Annotated in this window: 21 protein-coding genes; 7 read left to right on the forward strand and 14 right to left on the reverse strand. The window is 68.6% G+C overall.

What is annotated here, in order from left to right:
* Window positions 1–75: 75 nt before the first annotated feature.
* Window positions 76–600, forward strand: coding sequence for a GNAT family N-acetyltransferase (locus KHC28_RS22120; protein ID WP_214010522.1), 525 nt, complete (start codon window positions 76–78; stop codon window positions 598–600).
* 204 nt (window positions 601–804) lie between these two features.
* Here the strand turns inward: KHC28_RS22120 and KHC28_RS22125 are convergent, their stop codons facing one another.
* The 4 genes from KHC28_RS22125 to KHC28_RS22140 all read right to left on the reverse strand — a co-directional run bounded on the left by KHC28_RS22125 (window position 805) and on the right by KHC28_RS22140 (window position 4,425).
* Window positions 805–1,020, reverse strand: coding sequence for a cold-shock protein (locus KHC28_RS22125; RefSeq protein WP_214010523.1), 216 nt, complete (start codon window positions 1,018–1,020; stop codon window positions 805–807).
* A 292-nt stretch (window positions 1,021–1,312) separates the two neighbouring features.
* On the reverse strand, window positions 1,313–1,525 hold the full coding sequence (locus KHC28_RS22130) for a cold-shock protein (protein WP_213363279.1): 213 nt from the start codon (window positions 1,523–1,525) through the stop codon (window positions 1,313–1,315).
* 200 nt (window positions 1,526–1,725) lie between these two features.
* On the reverse strand, window positions 1,726–2,055 hold the full coding sequence (locus tag KHC28_RS22135; protein ID WP_214010524.1) for a YMGG-like glycine zipper-containing protein: 330 nt from the start codon (window positions 2,053–2,055) through the stop codon (window positions 1,726–1,728).
* Window positions 2,056–2,148: 93 nt separating this feature from the next.
* The gene (locus tag KHC28_RS22140) at window positions 2,149–4,425 is read right to left on the reverse strand and encodes an NADP-dependent malic enzyme (RefSeq protein ID WP_214010525.1); all 2,277 of its coding nucleotides are present in this window, start codon (window positions 4,423–4,425) and stop codon (window positions 2,149–2,151) included.
* Between the two features lie 166 nt (window positions 4,426–4,591).
* Between KHC28_RS22140 and KHC28_RS22145 the strand changes: the two genes are divergently transcribed.
* Window positions 4,592–6,592: an aq_1923 C-terminal domain gene (locus KHC28_RS22145; RefSeq protein WP_214010526.1), complete on the forward strand. Its 2,001-nt coding sequence runs from the start codon at window positions 4,592–4,594 to the stop codon at window positions 6,590–6,592.
* 101 nt (window positions 6,593–6,693) lie between these two features.
* Here KHC28_RS22145 and aspS read toward each other — a convergent pair whose 3' ends face one another.
* From aspS to KHC28_RS22160, 3 genes are all read right to left on the reverse strand, one after another.
* The gene (aspS, locus tag KHC28_RS22150) at window positions 6,694–8,466 is read right to left on the reverse strand and encodes an aspartate--tRNA ligase (RefSeq protein ID WP_214010527.1); all 1,773 of its coding nucleotides are present in this window, start codon (window positions 8,464–8,466) and stop codon (window positions 6,694–6,696) included.
* Between the two features lie 149 nt (window positions 8,467–8,615).
* Window positions 8,616–9,326 (reverse strand): MgtC/SapB family protein, encoded by a 711-nt coding sequence (locus KHC28_RS22155; protein ID WP_246565138.1) that lies wholly within the window; start codon window positions 9,324–9,326, stop codon window positions 8,616–8,618.
* 85 nt (window positions 9,327–9,411) lie between these two features.
* A complete protein-coding gene (locus tag KHC28_RS22160) occupies window positions 9,412–9,879 on the reverse strand; it encodes a DUF992 domain-containing protein (protein ID WP_214010528.1) in 468 nt (155 codons plus the stop codon).
* Between the two features lie 140 nt (window positions 9,880–10,019).
* On the opposite strand from KHC28_RS22160, the gene rnd reads away from it, so the two are divergent.
* Window positions 10,020–11,177 (forward strand): ribonuclease D, encoded by a 1,158-nt coding sequence (gene rnd, locus KHC28_RS22165; RefSeq protein ID WP_214010529.1) that lies wholly within the window; start codon window positions 10,020–10,022, stop codon window positions 11,175–11,177.
* 85 nt (window positions 11,178–11,262) lie between these two features.
* On the opposite strand, the gene KHC28_RS22170 is transcribed toward rnd, so the two are convergent.
* From KHC28_RS22170 to KHC28_RS22195, 6 genes are all read right to left on the reverse strand, one after another.
* Window positions 11,263–12,210 carry a hypothetical protein gene (locus KHC28_RS22170; protein WP_214010530.1) on the reverse strand — a complete coding sequence of 316 codons (948 nt, stop codon included), beginning with the start codon at window positions 12,208–12,210 and terminating at the stop codon, window positions 11,263–11,265.
* Window positions 12,211–12,257: 47 nt separating this feature from the next.
* Window positions 12,258–13,772, reverse strand: coding sequence for an exopolyphosphatase (gene ppx, locus KHC28_RS22175; RefSeq protein WP_214010888.1), 1,515 nt, complete (start codon window positions 13,770–13,772; stop codon window positions 12,258–12,260).
* A gap of 4 nt (window positions 13,773–13,776) precedes the next feature.
* Window positions 13,777–15,978 carry an RNA degradosome polyphosphate kinase gene (locus tag KHC28_RS22180; protein ID WP_214010887.1) on the reverse strand — a complete coding sequence of 734 codons (2,202 nt, stop codon included), beginning with the start codon at window positions 15,976–15,978 and terminating at the stop codon, window positions 13,777–13,779.
* A 117-nt stretch (window positions 15,979–16,095) separates the two neighbouring features.
* Window positions 16,096–16,857 (reverse strand): P-loop NTPase family protein, encoded by a 762-nt coding sequence (locus KHC28_RS22185; protein ID WP_246565103.1) that lies wholly within the window; start codon window positions 16,855–16,857, stop codon window positions 16,096–16,098.
* Between the two features lie 3 nt (window positions 16,858–16,860).
* A complete protein-coding gene (locus KHC28_RS22190) occupies window positions 16,861–17,955 on the reverse strand; it encodes an AI-2E family transporter (RefSeq protein ID WP_214010531.1) in 1,095 nt (364 codons plus the stop codon).
* 85 nt (window positions 17,956–18,040) lie between these two features.
* Complete coding sequence (locus KHC28_RS22195; protein ID WP_214010532.1) at window positions 18,041–18,571, reverse strand: CDP-alcohol phosphatidyltransferase family protein; 531 nt, start codon at window positions 18,569–18,571, stop codon at window positions 18,041–18,043.
* A 1,017-nt stretch (window positions 18,572–19,588) separates the two neighbouring features.
* Here KHC28_RS22195 and KHC28_RS22200 point away from each other — a divergent pair.
* The 4 genes from KHC28_RS22200 to purN all read left to right on the forward strand — a co-directional run bounded on the left by KHC28_RS22200 (window position 19,589) and on the right by purN (window position 23,648).
* Window positions 19,589–20,341: a class I SAM-dependent methyltransferase gene (locus KHC28_RS22200; RefSeq protein ID WP_214010533.1), complete on the forward strand. Its 753-nt coding sequence runs from the start codon at window positions 19,589–19,591 to the stop codon at window positions 20,339–20,341.
* A gap of 272 nt (window positions 20,342–20,613) precedes the next feature.
* Complete coding sequence (locus KHC28_RS22205; protein ID WP_214010890.1) at window positions 20,614–21,759, forward strand: benzoate/H(+) symporter BenE family transporter; 1,146 nt, start codon at window positions 20,614–20,616, stop codon at window positions 21,757–21,759.
* A gap of 102 nt (window positions 21,760–21,861) precedes the next feature.
* Window positions 21,862–22,941 (forward strand): phosphoribosylformylglycinamidine cyclo-ligase, encoded by a 1,080-nt coding sequence (gene purM, locus KHC28_RS22210; protein WP_214010534.1) that lies wholly within the window; start codon window positions 21,862–21,864, stop codon window positions 22,939–22,941.
* Between the two features lie 14 nt (window positions 22,942–22,955).
* Entirely contained in the window at window positions 22,956–23,648 is a 693-nt protein-coding gene (gene purN, locus KHC28_RS22215; RefSeq protein ID WP_312893310.1) for a phosphoribosylglycinamide formyltransferase, read from the forward strand.
* A gap of 7 nt (window positions 23,649–23,655) precedes the next feature.
* Here the strand turns inward: purN and KHC28_RS22220 are convergent, their stop codons facing one another.
* Entirely contained in the window at window positions 23,656–24,444 is a 789-nt protein-coding gene (locus tag KHC28_RS22220) for a cyclase family protein (RefSeq protein WP_214010535.1), read from the reverse strand.
* Window positions 24,445–24,625 lie beyond the last annotated feature (181 nt).

Genomic DNA, 24,625 nt, shown 5'->3' on the forward strand with positions numbered 1-24,625 from the left:
GGCCCCCGCCCCTCTCCGACGTGCCGCCGCCGGCGCGCCCATTCCCGGACACCGCCGGCAAGCCCCGAGTGTGCCATGATCCCGACGCTTCTCACCCCGCGGCTCAGGTTGCGGGCCTATCGCCTCGACGAATTCGACGCCTATGCGGCAATGTGGAGCGAGCCGTCGGTGGTGCGCTTCATCGGCGGCATGCCGCTGGCGCGCGAGGCCGCGTGGAGCCGCTTTCTGCGGCAGATCGGGCTGTGGCACCATCTCGGCTTCGGCTTCTTCGCCGTCGAGGACCGCGCGACCGGCGCCTTCATCGGCGAGGCCGGCTTCCACGATCTCAAGCGGGCGATCACCCCCTCGCTGGAAGGCACGATGGAGGCCGGATGGGCATTGGTCGGCGCCGCCCAGGGCAAGGGGCTGGCGCAGGAGGCGATGACCGCCGCACTCGACTGGGCCGCCCGGCACGGCAGCGGCGACCGCATCACCTGCATGATCCATCCCGACCACGCCGCCTCGCTGCATGTCGCCGGCAAGCTCGGCTTCACCGTGTGTGGCCACGGCGTCTATCAGGGACATCCGATGACGCTGCTGGAGCGCCCGCGCGTGCCCTAGCCGGCAGCGCCGGCAACGGCCACCCGACCGGAGCGACACGAAGCAACGTCGGCCGGCAAGCATTGGCGAGACCCGCCTTGGGGGTGCAAGCATCTGCTTGGCAATTCTACTTTGCGAAGACATGCCGCAAAGAAAAAGCCGCCCTCTCCAGTGGAGAAGACGGCTTTTCCTTGTCTATCGGGCGGCGATGCCACCCGCGCGGGATCAGCTCACGCGCAGATTGACGGCCGAGGTCTTGCCCGAGCGCTGGTCGGTCTGCAGCTCGAAGGAGATCTTCTCGCCATCGCGCAGGCCCTGAAGGCCCGAGCGCTGAACCGCGCTGATGTGGACGAAAACGTCCTTGCCGCCGTTGTCGGGCTGGATGAAACCATAGCCCTTCTGATCATTGAACCACTTAACGGTGCCGGTCTGGGTCGACATAGAGGGTAGTCTCTCGCCTGAGGTTACAGTGAGCGGCCGCAGCCACCTTCGAATTTGGAAGAAAATCTGAACGTGCACCGGCAAGGCAGGTGAAACGACCCAGTAGTCCGCCCAAAGTCGCGGGTGAGACTAGACGGAATGCCCTGCAATGCAAGGGCTTCAACATCATCGCGCGAGAAATGGGCAGAGAACGAAAGAAAACCGCCGTCCGGCGTTACGGACGGCGGCAATCTATCTATGGAGGCCTTTTCAGGCCGATCACCCGTTCCGGCGCATGACCGGAAACGAGGAATCAGAGCGGGCGCAGATTGACCGCAGAGGTCTTGCCCGAGCGCTGGTCGGTCTGCAGCTCGAAGGAGAGCTTCTCGCCGTCACGCAGGCCCTGCAGGCCCGAGCGCTGAACCGCGCTGATGTGGACGAACACGTCCTTGCCGCCGCTGTCGGGCTGGATGAAACCATAGCCCTTCTGCTCGTTGAACCACTTCACGGTGCCGGTATCAGCCATCGATAAAACCTTCGGAAGATCCTGTTATTACATGCACGCCGGATGCTGGGCGGCAGTCCTGCGCTTCGCCACACTTGAACGGGCCTGCGCGCCTTCCCGGACGCTCAAACCCCGCCAAACGAGACCGCGCACAGGATGGTCACAATTATGGCTTTTGCACGGCAGATATCGCCACAATCACGCCTCAGTGCCTAACGTCCTCAGCGGCAGTTGCGCCGGTTTACCTGCACCACGCGCCCGTTCGATTGCCGGAGATAGCAGTTGCCGCGCCGCCAGAAATAATAGGAGCGCGCGCGGCGGTTGCGGTCCGACTGGGCGCCGATCGCCGCCCCGGTGCCGGCGCCGACCGCCCCGCCCACCAGTGCGCCGGTGCCGCTGCCGGTTACCGCGCCGCCGACCACCGCGCCTGTGACGCCGCCGACGATGGCGCCCGTGGTGGTCCGGTTCTGCGCCTGCGCCGGCGCGCTCGAAAAGCTCGCCACGCTCGCCGCGGCGAGCAGGGCGAGGGCGAAAGAGGCTCGAAGCATCATGATGTGGTCTTCTTCCGTGGCGAGGCCGCCGACCGGCGAGCCCCTTGTGCGAAGAGCCGGCGAAGGCAAGGCCTCCGCCGGCCGGAACGGTATTTAGCCCTGCGCCTCGACGACGGCGACGGCGGTCATGTTGACGATGCCGCGGGCGGTCACGGAGGGGGTGAGGATGTGCGCCGGCTTGGCGGTGCCGAGCAGAATCGGCCCCACCGGCAGCGAGTCGCCGAACACCTTCACCATCTGGTAGGCGATGTTGGCGGCGTCGATGTTCGGCATGACGAGGACGTTCGCCACGCCCTGCAGCTTGCTGCCCGGCAGCACCCGCTCGCGGATCTCCGGCACGATGGCGCTGTCGCCCTCCATCTCGCCGTCTACCATCAGCTCCGGCGCCTGCTGGTGCAGCAGCTCGGTGGCGAACCGCATCTTCTGCGCGCTGGCGTCGTCGCGCGAGCCGAAGTCCGAGTGCGACACCATGGCGATGCGCGGCTCGAGGCCGAAGCGCTTCACATGGCCGGCGGCCTGGATCGCCATCTCGACGAGGTCCTCGGCGCTGGGATCGGCCGAGACCTGGGTGTCGCAGATGAAGAACGCGCCCTTCTGCGTCACCAGCATCGACAGCGCCGAGACGTCGCGCACGCCGGGCGCCAGCCCGATGATGGTGCGGATGTGCCGGAGGTGGCGCAGGAAGCGCCCCTCGACGCCGCACAGCATGGTGTCGGCATCGCCGCGCATCATCGCCACCGCGGCGATCACCGTCGGCGTGGTGCGCACCAGCGTGCGGGCGATCTCCGGGGTGACGCCGCGCCGGCCGGCCAGCTCGACATAGGTCTGCACATAGTCGCGATAGCGCGGATCGTCTTCCGGGTTGATCAGGTCGAAGTCCTGGCCCGGCTTGATGGAGAGGCCGAAGCGCGCGAGGCGGGTGTCGATCACCGCCGGGCGGCCGATCAGGATCGGCCGGGCGATGCCCTCCTCCACCACCACCTGGGCGGCGCGCAGGATGCGCTCGTCCTCGCCCTCGGCGTAGATCACCCGCTTGGGCGCCTGCTTGGCGGTGGCGAACACCGGCTTCATCACGAGGCCGGAGCGGAACACGAAGCGGTCCAGCTGCTCGTTATAGGCCTCGAAATCGGCGATCGGCCGCTTGGCGACGCCGCTCTCCATCGCCGCCTTCGCCACCGCCGGCGCCACGCGCTGGATCAGGCGCGGATCGAAGGGCGAGGGAATCAGCGAGGTGGCGCCGAACACCGGGGTCTCGCCGCCATAGGCGCGCGCCACCACGTCGGAGGGCGTCTCGCGGGCCAGCTCGGCGATGGCGTTCACCGCCGCGATCTTCATCTCCTCGTTGATCGTCGTCGCCGCCACGTCGAGCGCGCCGCGGAAGATGAACGGGAAGCACAGCACGTTGTTGACCTGGTTCGGGAAGTCCGAACGGCCGGTGCAGATCATCGCGTCGGGACGCGCGTCGCGCGCGAGGTCCGGCATGATCTCCGGCGTCGGGTTGGCGAGCGCCATGATCAGCGGGCGCTCGGCCATGTTCTTCAGCATCTCCGACTTCAGCACGCCGCCGGCGGACAGGCCGATGAAGATGTCGGCGCCGACGATCACCTCGGCGAGGGTGCGCGCCTCGGTCTTCTGCGCGAAGGCCCCCTTATAGGGGTCCATCAGCTTCTCGCGGCCCTCATAGACCACGCCCTCGATGTCGGTGACGAAGATGTTCTCGCGCTTGGCGCCCATCGAGACCAAGAGGTTCAGCGTGGCGATCGCCGCCGCGCCGGCGCCGGAGGTGACGATCTTCACCTCCTCGATCTTCTTCGCGCCGATGAACAGCGCGTTGACCACCGCCGCCGCCACGATGATCGCGGTGCCGTGCTGGTCGTCGTGGAACACCGGGATGTTCATCTTCTCGCGCAGGCGGGCCTCGATCTCGAAGCACTCCGGCGCCTTGATGTCCTCGAGGTTGATGCCGCCGAAGGTCGGCTCCAGCGCCGCCACCACGCTCACCACATGATCGATCTCGAGGGCGTTGATCTCGATGTCGAACACGTCGATGCCGGCAAACTTCTTGAACAGGACCGCCTTGCCCTCCATCACCGGCTTGGAGGCTTCCGGGCCGATATTGCCGAGCCCGAGCACCGCCGTACCGTTGGAGACCACCGCCACCAGGTTTTGCTTGGCGGTCAGCTCGGCCGCCAGCTCCCGGTCGGCGGCGATCGCCTCGCACACCGCCGCCACGCCGGGCGTATAGGCCAAAGCGAGGTCGCGCTGGTTCGCCAGGGGTTTGGTGGGCTGGATTTCGAGCTTACCGGGACGCGGAAGCCGGTGATAGACCAGCGCACCCGAGCGCAGGTCGTCAGAGATATAAGAGGCCATTGAACGTTTCCCTAACCGGAAATTCTGGCCGGAGAATAGGCATTCCCGGCGGCGGTACAACGACTTTCCGAATTTGTAATGCTGGCCTTTCGGCGGTTGGTTATGGTTTGCCATGCCGGAGCGGGCACGGGCCTGCTTCGGAAAACCGCTTTCGGGTCACGGCCTCATGCGCAAGACGTTCCTCATCGCCCTCGCGGCGCTCCTGCTGGCGGTCGGCGCCGGCTATTTCGGGCTGATCTTCTATGCCGACTACGCGGCGCGGCGGCAGATCGATACGCTCGTGGCCGCACTGGCCGCCGACGGCATCACCGCCAGCCATGGAGCCGTCGATTTCGACGTCTTCGAGCGCCGCCTCGACGTCAAGGACCTGGCGGTCGAGGCCCCCGGCCAGGGCAAGGTGCGAATCGCCGCCCTCACCGCCCGCGGGCTGGACCAGCCGGCCGCCGACAAGGTCTCCGTCCGCGAGGTCGAGATTCGCGAATTGGAGGCTGACGGCCCGCTGCCGCTGGCTCCTGACGTCACCGGCCGATTCGCTGCGCCGCTGATCGCGCTCACCGATGTGGTCGGGCCGGCGCAGGTCGCCACCGCCGGCCAGCAACCCTGGCCGCTGGTGCTGGCCATCGTCGAGGCGACCCGCATCGGGCGCATCGACATTCCCGCCTCCAGCAGCTCCACCGTCACCGGCGAGGCGACCACCCGCGTCGAGACCGACGTCACCTACGGGCCGCTGGTGCTGGAGCGTTTCGAGGCCGGCAAGATCGCCCGCCTCGGGGTGGAATCGACCAGCTTCCAGATCGGCGGCACGCCCGCCGTGGCGGCGCAGGGCGAGATGGGCCCGGTGGTGGCGGAAAACATCGACATCGTGCCGCTGCTGGTGCTGCTCGATCCGGACCGTCGCCGCCGGGAGACCGATTTCCGTACCGTCTATGGCAGCATCCGCGCCGAGAAATACAGCTTCCGCGCCGAGAACGGCACCGCCGAGACATGGGCGGCGATGAAGGTGAACGACGTCGCGCTGCAGCCCTCCGGCGTACCGGCGGAGGATCTGCTCACCATCGGCCGCCGCGTCAGCGAAGTGGCGGCGCAGGGCCGCGAGCCGGCACCGCAGGAAGTCGCCGAGCTGCTCGTCGGCATCGCCGGCGCCTATGACGCGCTGCGCATCGGCAGTGCCAGCTTCGAGGGACTGGAGGCCAAGGAAAAGGACGGCCCCACCGTCGCCATCAAGACGATCGGTCTCGGCAAGCTCGATGGCGGGCGCCTCGACCTGATCTCGGTGGAAGGGCTGTCCGGCCAGCAGCCGGACGGCGCCAGCTTTCGGCTCGATCGTCTGGCGCTGGGCGGCTTCAGCCCCGGCCATACGCTGCGCTTCGCCGCGCAGGTGGCGACCACGCCGGCGCTGACCCGCGACCCGGCCCAGCTGATGGCGCTCATCGGCATGTTCGCCAGCGTGGAGGTCGCCGGCCTCGAGGCGCCGCTCGCCGCCAAGGGCGAGCCGCTGCGGCTCGACACGCTGTCGCTGTCCTGGGACGCCGCTGATGGCGCGGTGCCCACCCGCCTCGCCTTCAAGCTGCGCGGCTCCGGCCCCACGGCCAGCCTGCCGACGGGTAGCCCGCTGGCGCTGCTGGTGCCGGACGGCGTGTCGCGCGCCAGCCTATCGGTCGATGTCGGCGCGCGCTGGAATCCGGGCGACAAGGCGGTGCTGGTCGAGCCGGTCTATGCGGAGATGTCGGATTCCTTCGCGCTGCACGGCAAGGCGCGGCTGGGCAATGTCGAGGCCGCCGCCTTCTCGCCGGACCCGACGGCGGCGCTCGGCGCGGCGATGACGGCCAATGTCGACATGGTGCAGCTGACGCTCACCGATTCCGGCATCTACGACCAGAAGCTCGCCGAGGCGGCGCGCGAACAGGGGGTGCAGCCGGAAATGCTGCGCCAGCTCTTCGCCGGATTCGCCGAGATGCTGCTCGGCCCGGTCACCGAGGACCGGCCGGATCTCGATCCGGCGGTGCAGGCGCTGGTGGCCTTCCTGCAGAAGCCGATGGGCACGCTGGCGCTGCGCGTCACCCCGCGCGGGCAGCCCCTCCCACTGCTCGTCGCCGTCGAGGCGATGCGCAGCGACCCGACCAGCCTGCTGGACCAGGTCAACATCCAGGTGGTCGACAATCCGTGAGCGGCGGCGCCCTCACGCCGACGGCTTCCCACGCATGAAAAAAGCCGCGTCCCGGACAGGACGCGGCTTTTTATCTGAGCCGAAGCGACGAAGCCCCGCCCCTACTTCTCCGGCGCGTTGACGCGGATATGCAGCTCGCGCAGCTGCTTGGGCGTCGCCGCCGAGGGCGCGCCCATCAGGATGTCCTGCGCCTGCTGGTTCATCGGGAAGATCGAGATCTCGCGCAGGTTCGACACGCCGCACAGCAGCATGACGATGCGGTCGACGCCGGCCGCCATGCCGCCATGCGGCGGCGCGCCGTACTGGAAGGCGCGATACATGCCGCCGAAGCGCTCCTTCACCGTCTCCTCGTCATAGCCGGCCAGCTCGAACGCCTTCACCATCGCCTCGGGACGGTGGTTGCGGATGCCGCCGGAGGCGATCTCGTAGCCGTTGCAGGCGATGTCGTACTGGAACGCCTTGATGGTCAGCGGATCCTGGTTGTTCAGCGCATCGAGCCCGCCCTGCGGCATGGAGAACGGGTTGTGCGAGAAGTCGACCTTCTTCTCGTCCTCGCTCCACTCGTAGAACGGGAAGTCGATGATCCAGGCCAGCTCGAAGCGGTCGAAATCGACCAGCTTCAGCTCCTCGCCCACCTTGGTGCGGGCGGCGCCGGCGAACTTGACGAACTTCTCCGGGTTGCCGGCGACGAAGAAGGCGGCATCGCCGGCGCCGAGGCCGAGCTGCTGGCGGATCGCCTCGGTGCGCTCCGGGCCGATATTGTTGGCGAGCGGGCCGGCGCCTTCGCCACCTTCGCGCCACATGATGTAGCCGAGCCCCGGCTGGCCTTCGCCCTGCGCCCAGCTATTCATACGGTCGCAGAAGGCGCGCGAGCCGCCGGTCGGGCCGGGGATCGCCCACACCTCGTTCTTCGGGTCTTCGAGCATGCGCGCGAACACCTTGAAGCCCGAACCACGGAAATGCTCGGAGACCTCGCTCATCTCCAGCGGGTTGCGCAGGTCCGGCTTGTCGGTGCCGTATTTGCGCATCGACACCGCATAGGGGATGCGCGGCCAGTTCTTGGTCACCGGCTTGCCGTCGGCGAACTGCTCGAACACGCTGGTGATCACCGGCTCGACGGCGGCGAACACGTCTTCCTGCTCGACGAAGCTCATTTCGAGGTCGAGCTGGTAGAACTCGCCCGGCAGGCGGTCGGCGCGCGGGTCCTCGTCGCGGAAGCAGGGGGCGATCTGGAAGTAGCGGTCGAAGCCGCTCATCATGATCAGCTGCTTATACTGCTGCGGCGCCTGCGGCAGCGCGTAGAAGGTGCCGGGATGGATGCGGCTCGGTACCAGGAAGTCGCGCGCGCCTTCCGGCGAGGAGGCGGTGAGGATCGGCGTCTGGAACTCGAAGAAGCCCTGCCCCTTCATGCCGGCGCGCATGGAGTCGATGATGGCGCCGCGCGTCATGATGTTCCGGTGCAGCTTCTCGCGGCGCAGGTCGAGGAAGCGGTAGCGCAGCCGCGTCTCCTCGGGATAGTCGATGTCGCCGAACACCGGCAGCGGCAGCTCGGCGGCCGGGCCGAGCACCTCGATTTCGGTGGCGTAGAGCTCGACCTCGCCGGTCGGCAGGTCGGCATTGGTGGTGCCCTCGGGCCGGTTGCGTACCCGGCCGTCGACGCGGATCACCCATTCGGAACGCACGGTCTCGGCGAGCTTGAAAGCCGGGCTATCGGGATCGACCACGACCTGGGTCAGGCCGTAATGGTCGCGCAGGTCGATGAACAGCACGCCGCCATGATCGCGGATGCGGTGGCACCAGCCGGAGAGCCGCGCAGTGGAGCCGACATCGCTGGCGCGAAGGGCCCCGCAGGTGTGCGAGCGATAGCGATGCATGGTGTAACCTCAAACCGGATCGGCGGACGAACGACAACGCCCCGCGGCGCCGATCCCCGGCGCCCATGGGCGGGCGGAGGGGTGCATGCGGGCGCGCGGTTTGTCAATGTCCAAGGCGCGGTCCAAGGCGCGCCGGCGCCGCCTTCCGCTCACTCCGGCGGCGCGGTCGAGGTCCATTTGGCGGCGGAGATCTGCGGCGAGCGGCTGAACTCGCCGACCAGCCCTTCCACCCGCGCATCCTCCTCGCGGCCGCTGAACACCATCGCCTCGACCTCGACGTCGCCGCGGCCCTCGATGAGATGGCTCTCCAGCGCCTGCAGGCGCAGTCCCTGCTTCTGGATGGCGGCGAGCAGCCGCGTGCGGATTTCCGCCTCGTCGGGAGCCGCGCAAGTCAGCTCGATAATGTAGTAGCGCTCGACCTTCGGCTCGGGCGCCAGGCGCTCCAGCACCACGCTCAGCCGGGGCATGACGAGATTGATGAACACCACCAGCGCCGTGGTCTCCGCCGCCTCGATGGCGAAGCCGTAGCCGGCGAGCGCCCCCACCGCGCCGGTCGCCCAGACGGTGGCCGCGCTCGACAGGCCGCGCACGCTCAGCCCGTCGCGCATGATGAGGCCGGCGCCGAGGAAGCCGATGCCGGTCACCACCTGTCCGCCGAGGCGTACATCGGTGGCATCGCCGATCAGCAGGGCGAGCGAGGTGAAGGCCGCCGCGCCGAGCGCCACCAGCGCATGGGTGGTGAGCCCGACGAAGCGCTGGCGGAACTGCCGTTCCAGCCCGATCAGCGCGCCGAGCAGTGCGGCAACCAGGAGATTGGGCGCGATCGACAGTGCCGGATAGTAGCTGTTGGCGAGCGACATCACGCCGTTGCTCCTCGCAAGCACTGCCGTTCGCGCGCCTCGCGGAGGCTCGGCGGCCGGACCATTGCCCGGGCCGCCGGCACGCTCACGGCAGGTAGGTCAGGGTCATCTCGGCGACGCCCAGCGCCAGCGAGGCGCCGATATTGCCCTCGACCGAGACCGGATTGAGCGCGACCGACTTGTCGGTGCCGACCAGCGCGTTCGCGCCGACGCCGACGCCCAGCGCGACGTCGGCGGAGACGCCGGCATATTTGCCGGCGAGCGCGCCCGGCGCCACGCTCTTGGTCAGCGCCGCGACGCCCCAGGTCATCATCCCCGCCCCGGTGATCCCGAGATCGAGGCCGACCCGGCTGATGACGCCCTTATAGTTGGCATCCGGCCCGTTCACCGGCTTGAAGGTGCAGCTCATCTCCTGCTTCGAGGAGACGATCATGCTGATCGAGGAGGCGACGCTGCACACCAGCACGCCGGCATCCACGCGGTCGGCGGCCGAGGCCGGCACGCTGGCGACGAGCCCGGCGGCGAGGGAAAGAGCGAGAAGCGTCTTCGTCATGGTCGTTTCCTGTTGAGGGAGCGACCATCTGCCGGGCGCTCGTGCCGGCGGACACTAGCGCGCGATGGTTAATGCTTTCGCTAGGTCATGGCGGATTCTTGGTCGTTTCCATCCGCTTAATCAGCTATGAAATTGCCACTATGGACATGATCACGACCACTGATTCCCTCGCCGCCGCGTGCGAACGCCTTTCCCGGCATCCCTTCGTCACCGTCGACACCGAGTTCCTGCGCGAGAGCACCTTCTGGCCGAAGCTGTGCGTCGTGCAACTCGCCTCGACCGACGAGGCAGTGGTGGTCGACGCCATCGCCGAGGGCATCGACCTCGCGCCGCTCTTCGAGCTGATGGCGAACGAACAGGTGCTCAAGGTGTTCCACGCCGGGCGGCAGGACATCGAGATCGTCTGGCATCTCGCCGGCATCATCCCGCATCCGGTGTTCGACACCCAGGTGGCGGCGATGGTGCTCGGCCATGGCGACAGCATTTCCTACGACCAGCTGGTGCAGCGCCTCACCGGCGCGGTGCTCGACAAGTCGCTGCGCTTCACCGACTGGTCGCGCCGACCGCTCTCGGCCGCCCAGATCACCTATGCCGAGGCCGACGTCACCCATCTGCGCGACGTCTACCGCAAGCTCGACGCCGATCTCGTCAAGCGCGGCCGCAGCGAATGGGTGACCGAGGAGATGGCGGTGCTCATCTCGCCGGACACCTATCGGCAGGAGCCGGAGCGGGCCTGGGAGCGGCTGCGCTCGCGGGTGCGCAAGCCGAAGGACCTCGCCGTGCTGATGGAGGTCGCCGCCTGGCGCGAGCGCGAGGCGCAGTCGCGCGACATTCCCCGCTCGCGCATCCTCAAGGACGAAGTGCTCGGCGAGATCGCCGCCCAGCATCCGACCACGCCCGAGCGCCTCGCCGGGCTGCGCTCCATCCCCAAGGGCTTCGAGCGCTCGCGCACCGGCGAGCAGATCCTCGAGGCGGTACGCGCCGGCCTCGCCCGCGACCCGAAGACCCTGCCGGAGATCGAACGCGACCGCCCGCTGTCCAACGGCGCCTCGGCGACGGTGGAACTATTGAAGGTGCTGCTGCGCATGACCTCCGAGCAGCACGGCGTCGCCGCCAAGGTGATCGCCACGGTGGACGACCTCGAGCGCATCGCCGCCGATCACGAGCCGCAGGTGGCGGCGCTGGCGGGCTGGCGGCGCGAACTGTTCGGCGAGAAGGCGCTGGCGCTGAAGGACGGCCGGCTTGCGCTGGCCATGCAGCGCGGCCGGGTGATCGCGCTGGAGCGGCCCGCCCCGTAGGATCCCGAAGAAACGGAGGCGGCGCCCGCCGAGATGGGATCGGCCCGCCACCGCCGATCGGGCGATGACAGCCCAGCGACAGGACCTAGCCGGCCGGCGCCGTCTCGGCGACCACCAGCTTGCTCCCCCGCCAGACGAGCGAGAGCTGGCGGACCCAGAATATGTCGTAAATGAACCAGATGATGCCGAACACCATCATCATGAAGGCATGGACCGACACGGTGCGCCCGACCTCCTGCACCGACAATATGTTCACGCTCAGATAGCCATCCTGAAGATCAGAATAGATCACCGAATGATTGACCTGCTGGCAGTAGTCGACATTCGTCTTGCGAACGTGATCCGGCGGAAGAGGGGCCGGCGCCTCGCCTTCGCCCTCCGTCGCCTTGGGCGTGCCGGTGAATTGAACCTCAGATTTGCACTCGTAAAACAGTGACCCGTCGCGCGTATTCACGTGAGCAGCGGAGTAAGAGGCGTAGATGACGCAGAAGGCTGTCATGAAGGCCATCTGGAAATAGGCCATGTTCGTCAGAGATTCTTCGTGGAAATTCCGGAAGAATATATAAATGACGAACATCGCCATATGCATTATTAGGAATATATATACTACTATAAATATATCGCTATCCGGATCCGAATATCTCAGAAAAATATACAGTGCCGTCATGCCCGCCCCCAGGCATGAGGTACGACCCAGCTTGAACTGGCCGTCGAGATCCTCTTCAAGCTCCGCATCCGGCTTGCTGAGCCGCTGCACATCGAATGGCCGAAAATAAAATGACAATATAACAAGTATAAATAGAACGATAGACAACGGCCATAGCAGATAGAACTTGATATGATTACTGATATAGACCGTCTCCATTCCGAGAACGGACAGTGTACTGGCCAGGAGAAAGCTTAGAAGGTAAGGTGAACGCGACGGTCGAAAATGGGTGAGCGCGCTCGAAGCCACCGAAACCACAGGTCCGACCGCAGAAATCGGCATGACAACCATCGCTTGCCCCCGCTCCAGCAATAGCTCAAAGCTCATACTAGATCAGGGGAAGCAGTAAGGTAAAGCTGTCGACTTACGCTCTTCTACGTCACCACCACCGGCTCGCGGCCGATGAGCCGGGCGAGCGTGCGCAGGCGGCTGATGATGCGCTCGCTGCCGAGCGGCGCGAGCTCGCCTTCGAGGTGCAGCACCAGCCGGCCCTTGTCGACCGTCATCGGCGCGATCGGCAGCGTGCCCGGCATGGCGGCGGAGATGATGTAGCCCACCCGCATCGCCGCGCCGAGGATGCGCGCCCGGTCGAGCAGCCGCGTCGAGACCAGCTCGCGGATGCGTGGCGAGAGGTCCTCGTCGACCAGCCCCATGTGCCGGTAGTAGATCGCCAGCGCCAGGAAGGCGCGGCCGGGATGGTCGAGGCCGATGAAGGAGGCGTTGGCGATCAGGTTGAGGCTCTGCTCGCCGCGATAGTCGGGATGCGCCCGCCAGCTCATGTCGGCGAGCAGGCAGGCGGAGTGGCGCAGCCGCTTCTCCTCGTGGCTCTCCTCGATGCCGCTGGAGGCCATGAAGCGGTCGGTCCAGGCGATCAGTTCCTCGCCATGCAGCGGCGAGCGCGAGCGCAGCGTGTTGACCTCGGCGCTGGCGGCGATGAGCGGGTCGATCTTGCGCTCGGCGGCGTCGAGCGCCTCGAACAGCAGCCCCTCGCGCACGCCCTGCGCGGAGATGTAGACATTGGATGGCTTGCCGATGCGAAGGATGTGCTCCAGCACCACCGCGCCATAGGCGAGCAGCGGCCGGCGCACGTCGGACACCGTCTCGATGCGCGACAGCGTGTCGATCGGCACGCGGCGCAGCAGGCGCACGAACTCCAGCGCCTCCTTGGCCGGGATGACATAGCCGTGCATCACATGCAGCGGATAGCCGCGCTGGAACATGTGCAGCCGCGCCACCGCGCGCCAGGTGCCGCCCACCGCGTAGAAGGTGCGGCCCTTCAGGTGCTCGAGCCGCGTCTCCTTGGCGAGCGCGTCCTTGACGATCTTGTCGGCTTTCTTGAGCGAATTCTCGGAGCGCTCCTGCAAGGCGAGGCCGCCGAGCTGGAAGGTCACGCCGGAGCCGATGTGCTGGCCGTGCACGTCGGCGAGTTCCAGCGAGCCGCCGCCGAGATCGCCGACCACCCCGTTGGCGTGATGCACGCCGGAGATGATGCCCATCGCCGAGAGCTGCGCCTCGCGCTTGCCGGAGAGCAGTTCCACCTCGGTGCGGCAGATCTCGGTGCAGGCGGCGACGAAGTCCGGCCCGTTCTCGGCGTCGCGCGCGGCGGCAGTGGCGATCACCCGCAACGTGCCGACGCCCATGCGGTCGCACAGCACGCGGAAGCGCCGGAGCGCGGTGAGCGCCTTTGCCACCGCGTCGGCGTTCAGCCGGCCGGTGGTCGCCACCTCCCGGCCGAGCGCGCAGGAGGCCTTCTCGTTGAAGATCGGCGTCGGCGAGCGCGACAGGCGCTCATAGACCACCAGGCGGACGGAGTTGGAGCCGATGTCGATGACCGCCACCGGCGTGCCGGAAACGAGGCCGTTCGACGCCCCGCGCACCATGTCGCTCATGATCTCACGCACGGCCCCGGCGCCGGATGAGGTTGCGCGGCGAGGAGTCCTTGAGCGATTTGCCACGTCCCGACAGACTCGGATTGGTCATGAAATATTGCTGCGCGTTGAAGGGTTCGACGCCTTCGTCCGGGACTATGCGTTGCGACGAGCCATCCGGCAAGACGCGCCAGCTCTGCTGGTTGTCCTCGAAATTGGCGACCATGATCTGGTCGAGGATCTGCATGTGCACCGTCGGGTTGGTGATCGGGCAGAGCGATTCCACCCGCCGGTCGAGATTGCGCGGCATCAGGTCGGCGGAGGAGATGTAGACCGCCGCCTCGGCATGCGGCAGGCCATGGCCGTTGCCGAAGCAGTAGATGCGCGGATGTTCGAGGAAGCGGCCGACGATCGACTTCACGCGGATATTGTCGGATAGGCCGGGCACGCCGGGACGCAGGCAGCAGATGCCGCGCACCACGATGTCCACCGACACCCCGACCTGGCTCGCCCGGTACAGCGCGTCGATGATGGTCGGGTCGACCAGCGCGTTCATCTTCAGCCAGATCGCCGCCGGCTTGCCGGCCTTGGCGAAGCCGATCTCGGCGTCGATATGGTCGAGGATGCGCGACTTCAGCGTCAGCGGCGACACCGACATCGCCTCCAGCTCGGCCGGCTCGGCATAGCCGGTGATGAAGTTGAAGATCCGCGCCACGTCGCGGCCGATCACCGGGTCGGCGGTGAAGAACGACAGGTCGGTATAGATGCGCGCCGTGATCGGGTGGTAGTTGCCCGTGCCGACATGGCAGTAGCTGGTCAGCGCGCCGCCCTCGCGCCGCACGACGAGCGAGAGTTTCGCGTGGGTCTTCAGCTCCAGGAAGCCGAACACCACCTGCACGCCCGCGCGCTCCAGGTCGCGGGCCCAGCGGATATTGGCTTCCTCGTCGAAGCGCGCCTTCAGTTCGACGAGCGCGGTCACCGACTTGCCGGCCTCGGCGGCCTCAGCGAGCGCCTTGACGATCGGGCTGTCGGAGGAGGTGCGGTAAAGAGTCTGCTTGATGGCGACCACATTGGGATCGCGAGCCGCCTGCCGCAGGAACTGCACCACCACGTCGAAGGATTCGAACGGATGGTGCACCACGAGGTCCTTCTCGCGGATCGCCGCGAAGCAGTCGCCGGCATGGTCGCGGATACGCTCGGGGAAGCGTGGATTATACGGCTTGAACTTGAGGTCCGGCCGGTCGATGCCGACCAGCTGGCTGAACTCGTTGAGCGCCAGCACGCCGTCGACCAGGAAGATCTCGTCCTCGGCGACCCCGAGCTCGCGGGCGACGAAGTTGCGCAGTTCCTCCGGCATGGTGGCGTCGACCTCCATGCGGATCACCTGGCCGAGGCGGCGGCGCTTCAGCGCCGTCTCGAACTGGCGCATCAGGTCCTCGGCCTCTTCCTCGACTTCGAGGTCGCTGTCGCGGATGACGCGGAAGCTGCCATGGCCCTTCACCTGGTAGCCGGGGAACAGGCGGCCGATGAACAGGCCGATCATCTGCTCCAGCGTGATGAAGCGTGCCGCCCCGCCCTCGCCGTCCGGCAGGCGGATGAAGCGGTCGATCTTGGCGGGCACGCGGATCAGCGCGCTCATCTGCCGCCCGTCATGCACGCGCGCCAGCTGCAGTGCCAGCGAGAAGCCGAGATTGGGAATGAAGGGGAAGGGGTGCGCCGGATCGATGGCGAGCGGGGTCAGCACCGGGAAGACGCGGCTGAGGAAGAAGTCGTCCAGCACCGCGCGGTCGGCCTTCTGCACCTCGGCGCCGTCGACCAGCACGATGCCGGCCTCGATCAGCCCGCCGCGTAGCTCGCGCCAGCGCCCCTGCTGGTCATGGCCGAGCTCGGCGACGGCGGCGGCGATCAGCGGCAGCTGCTCGGCGGGGGAGAGCCCATCCGGACTCTTGGCGGTGAAGCCCTCGCGCAGCTGCTCCTTGAGGCCGGCGACGCGCACCATGAAGAACTCGTCGAGATTGTTCGCCGAGATCGACAGGAAGCGCAGCTGTTCCAGGATCGGATGCGCGCGGTTGGAAGCCTCCTCCAGCACGCGGCGGTTGAACTGCAGCCAGGAAAGCTCGCGATTGATGAAGCGCTCGGGCGAGGCCATCAATTCCTCGTCCAGCAGCGGCCCGGCGACCACCGGTGCGGGCAGGCTCGCTTCGCTTGTGTTCACCTCGGTCTCCATTACCGCTGCCGGCCCTGTCTCTTCGACGCGCTTGGCGACGCGACGCACCCGCCTTTTCGGGGCGGAAGGTCGCTGGGCATCGTGACGGTTGGATGACATAGAACGCTTCACCTTCGGTCAATCCCCTTCGTCGGCCGTGCGGCCGTCCTGATCGTCGTCGCTTTCCGCCTCATCTGACTCGGCGTGCGAGCCGGCGCGGGCGCGCAGCAACTCTGCCGCGAGTGCCCGCGTCAAGGGGCGCTTGCGCGCCAGCGCCTCGCGGTCGAGCTCGGCGATCAGCGCGCCGATGGCGGCGTAGGAGCGCTCCACCCGCGCCATCAGATAGCCGATCAATGCCTCGTCGGGGGTGATCTGCCGGTCGGCGAACAACTTCACCGCCACCGCGGCGAGCAGCGCGTCGTCCGGCGCGCCGAGCCGCACCGCCGGCATCGCCCTGAGGCGCGAGCCGAGGTCGCGCGTCGCCACCGTCTCGGCCAGCACCGCCGGCAGCTGGCGCGAGGTGACGAGCAGATGCGCGCGCTGCTCGCCCACGAGATTGAGCAGATGGAACAGCGCCGCCTCGTCGAGCGTCCCCTCGCCGAGGTCCTCCAGCACCAGAGTCCCGGTCGCCAGCGCCTCGGGCACCGTCTCGCGGGTCAGCGCCGCCGCCGGCATGAGGCGGGCGCCGCTCGCTTCGGCGAACAAGGCGGCGAGATGCGATTTGCCCGATCCCGCCGGCCCGGTGATCGCCACCGCCCGCGCCGGCCAGTCCGGCCAGGCGTCGATCAGCGCCAGGGCCGGCTCGTTGGCCGGGCCGACGAGGAAATCGGCGCGCCCACGGTTCTCCACCGGCGGCAGGTCCAGCGGCAGCTGGCGGCTCGGCACGTCACGCACAGACATGGGTCAGCGGACCTCGGGGCCGGCGTCGGGCTCGCCCTCTTCCTCGCCGGTATAGAGCGGGCTGTCGAGATATTGCCGGATGGCGAAGCGCACCAGCACCCCCACCGCCGCGGCGAGCGGCACGGCGAGCAGCAGGCCGAGGAAGCCGAGCAGGTAGCCGAAGGCCAGCAGGGCGAACATCAGCCACACCGGGTGCAGCCCGACGCTGTCGCCGACCAGCTTGGGCGAGAGGATGTAGCCCTCGATGAACTGGCCGAACACGAAGATGCCGATGACGAGGCCGATCATCGTGTAGTCGGGGAAGAACTGCACGATGGCGACGCCGCCGGCGAGCAGCAGGCCGGTCAGCGAACCGACATAGGGAATGAAGGTGATGATGCCGGAGACGAGGCCGATCACGAAGCCGAAATTCAGCCCGGTGAGCGTCAGGGCGATGGCGTAGAAGGAGCCGAGGATCAGGCAGACCAGCGACTGCCCGCGCACGAAACCGGCGATGGCGCGGTCCATCTCGCTGGCGAGTTCGCGGATCTTGTCGCGGTTCTTCACCGGCAGCCAGGAATCCACCTTGGCCACCATGTCGTTCCAGTCGTTCAGCAGGTAGAACGCGACCACCGGGGTGATGACCACCAGCGAGAACAGCGAGATCAGCGCCTGCCCGCCGGTCCAAACCGACTGCACGAAGCTGAGGATGTAGGAGGCGCCCTGCGTCACCAGCTGGCTGAGGCTCTGCTGGATGTTGGGCAGCCGGTCGCCGATCACCGTCTTCAGCCAGAGCGCGCCCTCGCTCGTCACCATGTTCTGCAGCTTGACGATGTATTCCGGCAGCCGCTCCAGGAAGGCGGAGAACTGCGCGCCGAAGATCGGCACCACCAGCAGCAGGAGAAGGATCGCGACCAGCACCGTCAGCGCGATGGTGGCGAGCGACGCCACCAGCCGGTTGACGCCCCAGCGCTCCAGATGCGTCGTCACCGGGTTGAGGAAATAGGCGAGCGCGAGACCGGCGACGAAGGGCAGCAGAACCCCCGAGAGCAGCCAGCAGATCAGCACGATGGCCGTCAGGAAGCTCAGCCAGAACGTTACCTGCTTGTGCCACATCATGCGGTTCGACCGATCCCGGCTGTCACGTTTCGTCACCCGCATTGATATCAGGAATTATTGCGGCGCAATGGCATCTCCCCGCAATTCAGCGGGCGAGGTGCCGGCTCCACTCGAAAAGATAGGCGAGCGCCGAGAGCGCGGTGAGGCCGGCGACCAGCACCAGCCCCACCTCATAGGCATTGCCGAGCGGTATGTCGAAGCCGCGCGCGCCGAGCATCAGCGCCGCGAAGCCGATCTGCGCCGCGGTGTTGAGCTTGGAGACGATGAGCGGCCGGATCGTCACCGGCCGCTCCATGGCGAAGGCGGCCGCCACCGCGGCGACGATCAGCACGTCGCGCACCACCACGGCGAGCGCCAGCCAGCCCGGCACCTGCCCGGCGAGCGCCAGCGCGACATAGATCGACACCAGGAGCGCCTTGTCCGCCACCGGGTCGAGATAGGCGCCGAGTTCGCTCTGCATGTCGAAATGCCGGGCGATGAAGCCGTCCACCGCGTCGGAGACGCCGGCGGCGAGAAAGATCCAGAAGGCGAGCGCGATGCGGCCGTCGGCGATGGCCCACACCACCGCCGGCACGGCGAACAGGCGCAGGACGGTGATGGTGTTGGGCAGGTTCACGTCGGGCGGGGCTCCTCCCAGCGCACATAGTGCGCAGCCCCCGGCTTGCCAAGGCACCGCGCCCAAGCGAGCCGGGACCGCCCCCGAAGCGCCCGCCAGCCCCGGCCGCATCCCTCACTCATCCGGCGCCCCACTCGTCCTTCCGATACCCCAGTTCCCTGCACACCGTTCGCCCCGCCGGCCCCGGCCGCATCCCTGCCTCATCCGGCGCCCCGCCGATCCCTCCGATACCCCAGCTCCCTGCACACCGTTCGTCCCGCCGGCCCCGGCCGCATCCCTCCCTCATCCGGCGCCCCACTGGTCCTTCCGATGCCCCAGTTCCCTGCGCACCGTTCGTATGGATCCCGTGCACGGCTCCCTGTGGTCGCCGTATCCCTCGGCTACCTCGCCTCCCCCGTGCCTCTGCGAAGGGTCCTACCCGCCCGCGCCCTCGGACGCGTCTCCCGCACTCCTCCGGCCTCTGCCCCGCCGGCCCGCACACCGTTCGCACGGGTCCCCCGTACCAATCCCGTGCGTTCCTCTGTGTCGCTCGGCCGCCTCGCTTCCCCCCGCAGCCTTTCGAGGCATCCCGCCGATCCGTGCCCTCGGACGCCACTCCCGCGATCCTCCTGCCTCCACCCCGCCGGCCCGCACATCGTTCGCACGGGTCCCCCGTACCAATCCCGTGCGTTCCTCTGTGTCGCTCGGCCGCCTCGCTTCCCCCCGCAGCCCTTCGAGGCATCCCGCTGATCCGTGCCCTCGGACGCCACTCCCGCGATCCTCCTGCCTCCTCAACGCGCCGCTTCTTCGCGCGCCATGGCGTCCGTCCCGCATATCGCTCACCCTTCCCTCGCCCTCTCCAATGCGCAGCGAGGTCCGGGGCGATGGCGGCAGCAAAGCCGTTGCCCTGAAGCATCAGCGACCGCACGCCCGATGCCGCGAACGGCCGCCGCGGTTGACAGGCCCGGCGGTACCGCGTTCCCTGCCGCACGCCCATGGCAACGCCTCGCGATGGGTGCGGACCGGAGGACGCTCGACATGACCGATGCCAGCCCCCTCCACCACGACCCGCTCTATACCGACGCCGCGCTGGTGGCGTTCTACGATGCCGAGAACGAGGGCGGCGCCGATGTCGCCTTCTGTACCGAACTGGCGCGCGGCGTCGGCTCGGTGCTCGATCTCGGCTGCGGCACCGGCGCCTTCCTCGTCGGGCTCGAAGCGCCGCGCCGCGCCGGCGTCGACCCGGCCGCCGCCATGCTCGACATCGCCCGCGCCCGTCCGGGCGGCGCGGCGGTGCAATGGGTGGAGGCGGATGCCCGCCTTCTCGATCTCGGCCAGCGCTTCGATCTCGTCGTGATGACCGGCCACGCCTTCCAGGTGTTCCTGACCGAGGACGACCGGCACGCCGCCCTCGCCACCATCGCCCGCCACCTCGCTCCCGGCGGACGCTTCGTGTTCGACAGTCGCAACCCCGCCTGTCGAGAGTGGGAGGAGTGGCAGCCGCACAATTCGCGCCGCGGCGTGGCGCATCCGCGCCATGGCGAGGTCGAGGCGTGGAACGGCGCGGTCCACGACCCGGCCACTGGCATCGTCACCTACGAGACCGTCTACCGCCTCCCCGACGGCCGCGAACTCACCGCCACCAGCCGCATCGCCTTCCCACCGCGCGACGAGCTGGCCCGGCTGATCGCCGGGGCCGGCCTCGTGGTCGAGCGCTGGCTCGGCGACTGGAACGGCGGGCCGCTCGCCGACGACGCCCCGGAATTCATCCCGATCGGCCGCCTCGCCTGACACGCAAAGGCCCGGCGCATCCGAGCCAGGCGGATGCCCCATTGCGAGCCGACGACGACAAGCCTTCCCCGCATCGCCGGCCGCCGGCCGGGGCGCGCCACCCCGCCCGCCCGCGTGACGCCGCCGCGCCGACATGGCACAAGCGATGCGCGGCGACACGTCGCCCAGCCGCCCAGCCGCCTCCCCTGTCCTGCCGCCTCCCCTGCCGCCTGCCGTGGTGCCCGCCCATGCACGCCCCCGCCGAGACCCCGCCCGCCCCTCCCGCTCCCGCCCTGCGCGCCTCGGTGGTCACCTCCGCCGTCGTCGCGGCGCTGGTCGGCTTCGGCGGCACGCTCGCCCTCATCGTCGCCGCCGCCCAGGCGGTCGGGTCGAGCCCGGCACAGACCTCCTCGGCGGTGATCGGCCTCTGCCTGTCGATGGCGGCGACCTCCGCCTTTCTCGGCTGGCGCTACCGCATGCCGATCATCACCGCCTGGTCGACGCCCGGCGCGGCGCTGGTGGCCGGCTCGCACGGGCTCACCCCGTCGACCGCGGTCGGCGCCTATCTGCTCGTCGCGGCGCTCATCCTCGCCACCGCGGCGGTGAAGCCGCTCGGCGCGCTGGTGCAGCGCCTGCCGGTCGCCATCGCCGCCGCCATGCTGGCCGGCGTGCTGTTCCGCTTCTGCGCCGCCGTGTTCACCTCGGCGCAGGCCGATCCGCTGCTGGTGCTGCCGCTGGTGGTGCTGTTCCTCGTCGCCCGGCGCATCAGCCCGTTCGGCGCGGTGCTGGCGATCCTGGCGCTCGGCATCGCCTTCGCCTTCTTCCTCGGCCGCGTCGGGCCGCTGCCGGACGCAATCCCGGCCCCCGCGCTCACGCTCATCTGGCCGCAATTCGACATGGAGGCGCTGATCGGCGTCGGGGTGCCGCTCTACATCGTCACCATGGCCTCGCAGAACCTGCCCGGCCTCGCGGTGCTGCAGGCCGCCGGCTACAGACCGCCGACCCCGCCGATCCTCGCCGTCACCGGCCTCTCCTCGCTGGTCACGGCGTTCTTCGGTTCGCTGACCTCGAACCTCGCCGCCATCACCGCCTCGATCTGCACCGGGCCGGATACCCATCCCGATCCGGCGAAGCGCTGGCTGGCGAGCCCGTTCTACGCGCTGTCCTATCTGGTGCTGGCCGCCGGCGGTGCCTCGCTGGTGGCGCTGATCGCCGCGCTGCCGCCCGGCCTCATCGCTGCCTTTGCCGGCCTCGCTTTGCTCGGGCCGCTGGTGAACGCGCTCGGCACCGCCATGGCCGATGCCCCTCGCCGTTTCCCGGCGGTGCTGACGCTGGCGGTGACCGCCTCCGGCGTGTCGATGCTCGGCATCGGCTCCGCCTTCTGGGGCCTCGCCGCCGGGCTGGTCGCGCTCGGCATCGACCGCGCCGGCCATCGCTGAGGCCGCACACACGGACCCGCGCAGGGACCGGCGCGGCCGCCTCGGCTTGCCCCACGCCCGATAAGCGGCTAATCCGCGTGCTTTCCGATGAAGGGGCGCAACATGAGCGGCAACGGGCAGGGTCTCAGCTATCGCGACGCGGGCGTCGACATCGATGCCGGCAACCGGCTCGTCGACCTGATCAAGCCGCTGGTGAAGGCCACCCGCCGGCCCGGCGCCGATGCCGATATCGGCGGCTTCGGCGGCGTGTTCGATCCCAAGGCCGCCGGCTTCAAGGATCCGCTGATCGTCGCCACCACCGACGGCGTCGGCACCAAGCTGAAGATCGCCATCGAGACCGGCCGCCACGACACCATCGGCATCGACCTCGTCGCCATGTGCGTCAACGACCTCGTGGTGCAGGGCGCCGAGCCGCTGTTCTTCCTCGACTATTTCGCCACCGGCAAGCTCGCCCCCGAGGTCGGCGCCAAGATCGTCGCCGGCATCGCCAAGGGCTGCACCGAATCCGGCTGCGCGCTGATCGGCGGCGAGACCGCCGAGATGCCCGGCATGTATGCCGAGGGCGACTACGACCTCGCCGGCTTCTCGGTCGGCGCGGTGGAACGCGGCGAGCTGCTGCCGCGCCCGGACATCGCGCCGGGCGACGTGCTGCTCGGCCTCGCCTCCTCCGGCGTGCATTCCAACGGCTATTCGCTGGTGCGCCGCATCGTCGAATTGTCCGGCCTCTCTTGGGACGCTCCGGCGCCCTTCCACGCCGGCCAGACGGTCGGCGAGGCGCTGCTCACCCCGACGCGGCTCTATGTGAAGCCGGCGCTGTCGGTCATCCGCGAGACCGGCAAGGTGAAGGCGCTCGCGCACATCACCGGCGGCGGCCTCACCGAGAACCTGCCGCGCGTGCTGCCCAAGGGCACCATCGGCCGCATCGACCTCGACGGCCTGCCGGTGCCGCCGGTGTTCCGCTGGCTGGCCCAGACCGGCGGCGTCGCTGCCGAGGAGATGCTGCGCGCCTTCAACTGCGGCATCGGCATGGTGGTGGTCTGCGCCTGCGAGCATGCCGAGACGGTGGCCGACGCCTTCGCCGACCAGGGCGAGGAGGTGATCCACCTCGGCGCCATCGAGCCCGGCGAGGGCGCGGCGCATGTCGTCTATGACGGCGCGCTCGACCTCGCCTGCCCGCTCTGAGCGGAGAACCGGACGTGGCAAGTTCCCGCACCGGCGCCCCCCGCATTGCCGTGCTGATCTCCGGGCGCGGCTCCAACATGATGTCGCTGATCGAAGCGGCGGCGGCGCCCGGCTTTCCCGGCGAGATCGCCTGCGTGATCTCCAACCGGCCGGAGGCGCACGGCCTCGTTCGGGCGCAGGCCTGCAACATCCCGGTCCGCGCCATCGACCATACGCTGTTCCGCGACGAAGCCGGCAAGCCGGACCGCGCCGCCTTCGACGCCGCCCTCGACGCCGCGCTGGAAGCCGAGGGGATCGACCTCGTCTGCCTCGCCGGCTTCATGCGGCTGCTCACCCCCGGCTTCACCCGCAGATGGCAGGGCCGGATGATCAACATCCACCCCGCCTTGCTGCCCAGCTTCAAGGGCCTGCACACCCATGAGCGGGCGCTGGCCGAGGGCGTGAAGATCCACGGCTGCACCGTGCATTTCGTCACGCCGGAAATGGACGTCGGCCCGATCATCATGCAGGCCGCCGTCCCGGTGCTGGAGGGCGACACGCCCGAGGCGCTCGGCGCCCGCGTGCTCAGGCAGGAGCACGTCATCTACCCGGCGGCGCTGCGCCTTGTCTGCGAGGGGCGCACCCGCATCGATGGCAGCGTCGTGCGCGTCGACGAGTTCGAGCTCGACGCCCACGCTTTGGTGGTGCCGCCGGCGCCGGTCGGCTGAGCCGGCCTCAGTCGTAGAGCAACGCCACCACCCGCGCCGGTGCCGCCGAGGCGCCCTTGATGCGCAGCGGGAACACCGCGACGTCGAAGCCATCAGCCGGCAATTGGTCGAGCCCGGCCAGTTGCTCCATGTGCCAATAGGGCTTGCGCCTTCCGACCAGATGCGCGGCCCAGAAGATTTCGCGGTCGTTCTCGGCGCGGCTGCGGCGGATCTGGTGGTGCAGCGGCACGTCCCAGCCCCATTGGTCGATGCCCATCACCTTCACGCCGTGGTCGATCAGCCATTCGGTGGCGGCGGCGCTCATGCCGGTGCCCAGCGTCCAGTAGTCCCGCGTGCCGAGGAAACGGTCGCGCCCGGTGCGGATCAGCGCGATGGTGCCCGGCCCGACGCTCGCCCCGCTCGCCGCGAGGCTGGCTTCGAGATCGGCAACGGTGATCTCCTCGCCCTCGCCTTTGTGGGTCATGTCGAACACCACGCCCGGCCCGAAGCCCAGTTCGAGCGGCATCTCTTCGATGCTCGGCAGCCGCCGGCCCTCGGCGTCGGTCGGGCCGTAGTGCCAGGGCGCGTCGATATGGGTGGTGGCGTGCACGCCGAGGCGGGTGATGACGTCGTCTGCCCAGCCGGCGAAAGCACGCGGAAACAGCCGGAACGGCAGCTTGCCGATGAGGCGCACCAGCCAGCGGGCGCGGGCATGCGGGCGATGGGTGATCTTCACCCGCATGAAGGAGGGATCCGCCGGATTGTCGGCGATTTCCCGTGAGAGATCGACGATACGCGAAGGGCGCAGCCCGGTCATTGCTCACCTCCGTGCGGGTGCGCGCCGGATGGCGGCGACGCAGCCTGCCGAATAGCCAAGGCGGGCGCCGGCGTCTTGCACGTTCCCACCGCGCCTTGCCGGATGGAAGTGAAGCAAGCCGCTTTCCCGAAGCCATCATCCTGAAGACGTCATCCCGGACGGTCCGCGGGACCGATCCGGA

Source organism: Ancylobacter sonchi (assembly GCF_018390695.1).
GTDB lineage: Bacteria > Pseudomonadota > Alphaproteobacteria > Rhizobiales > Xanthobacteraceae > Ancylobacter > Ancylobacter sonchi.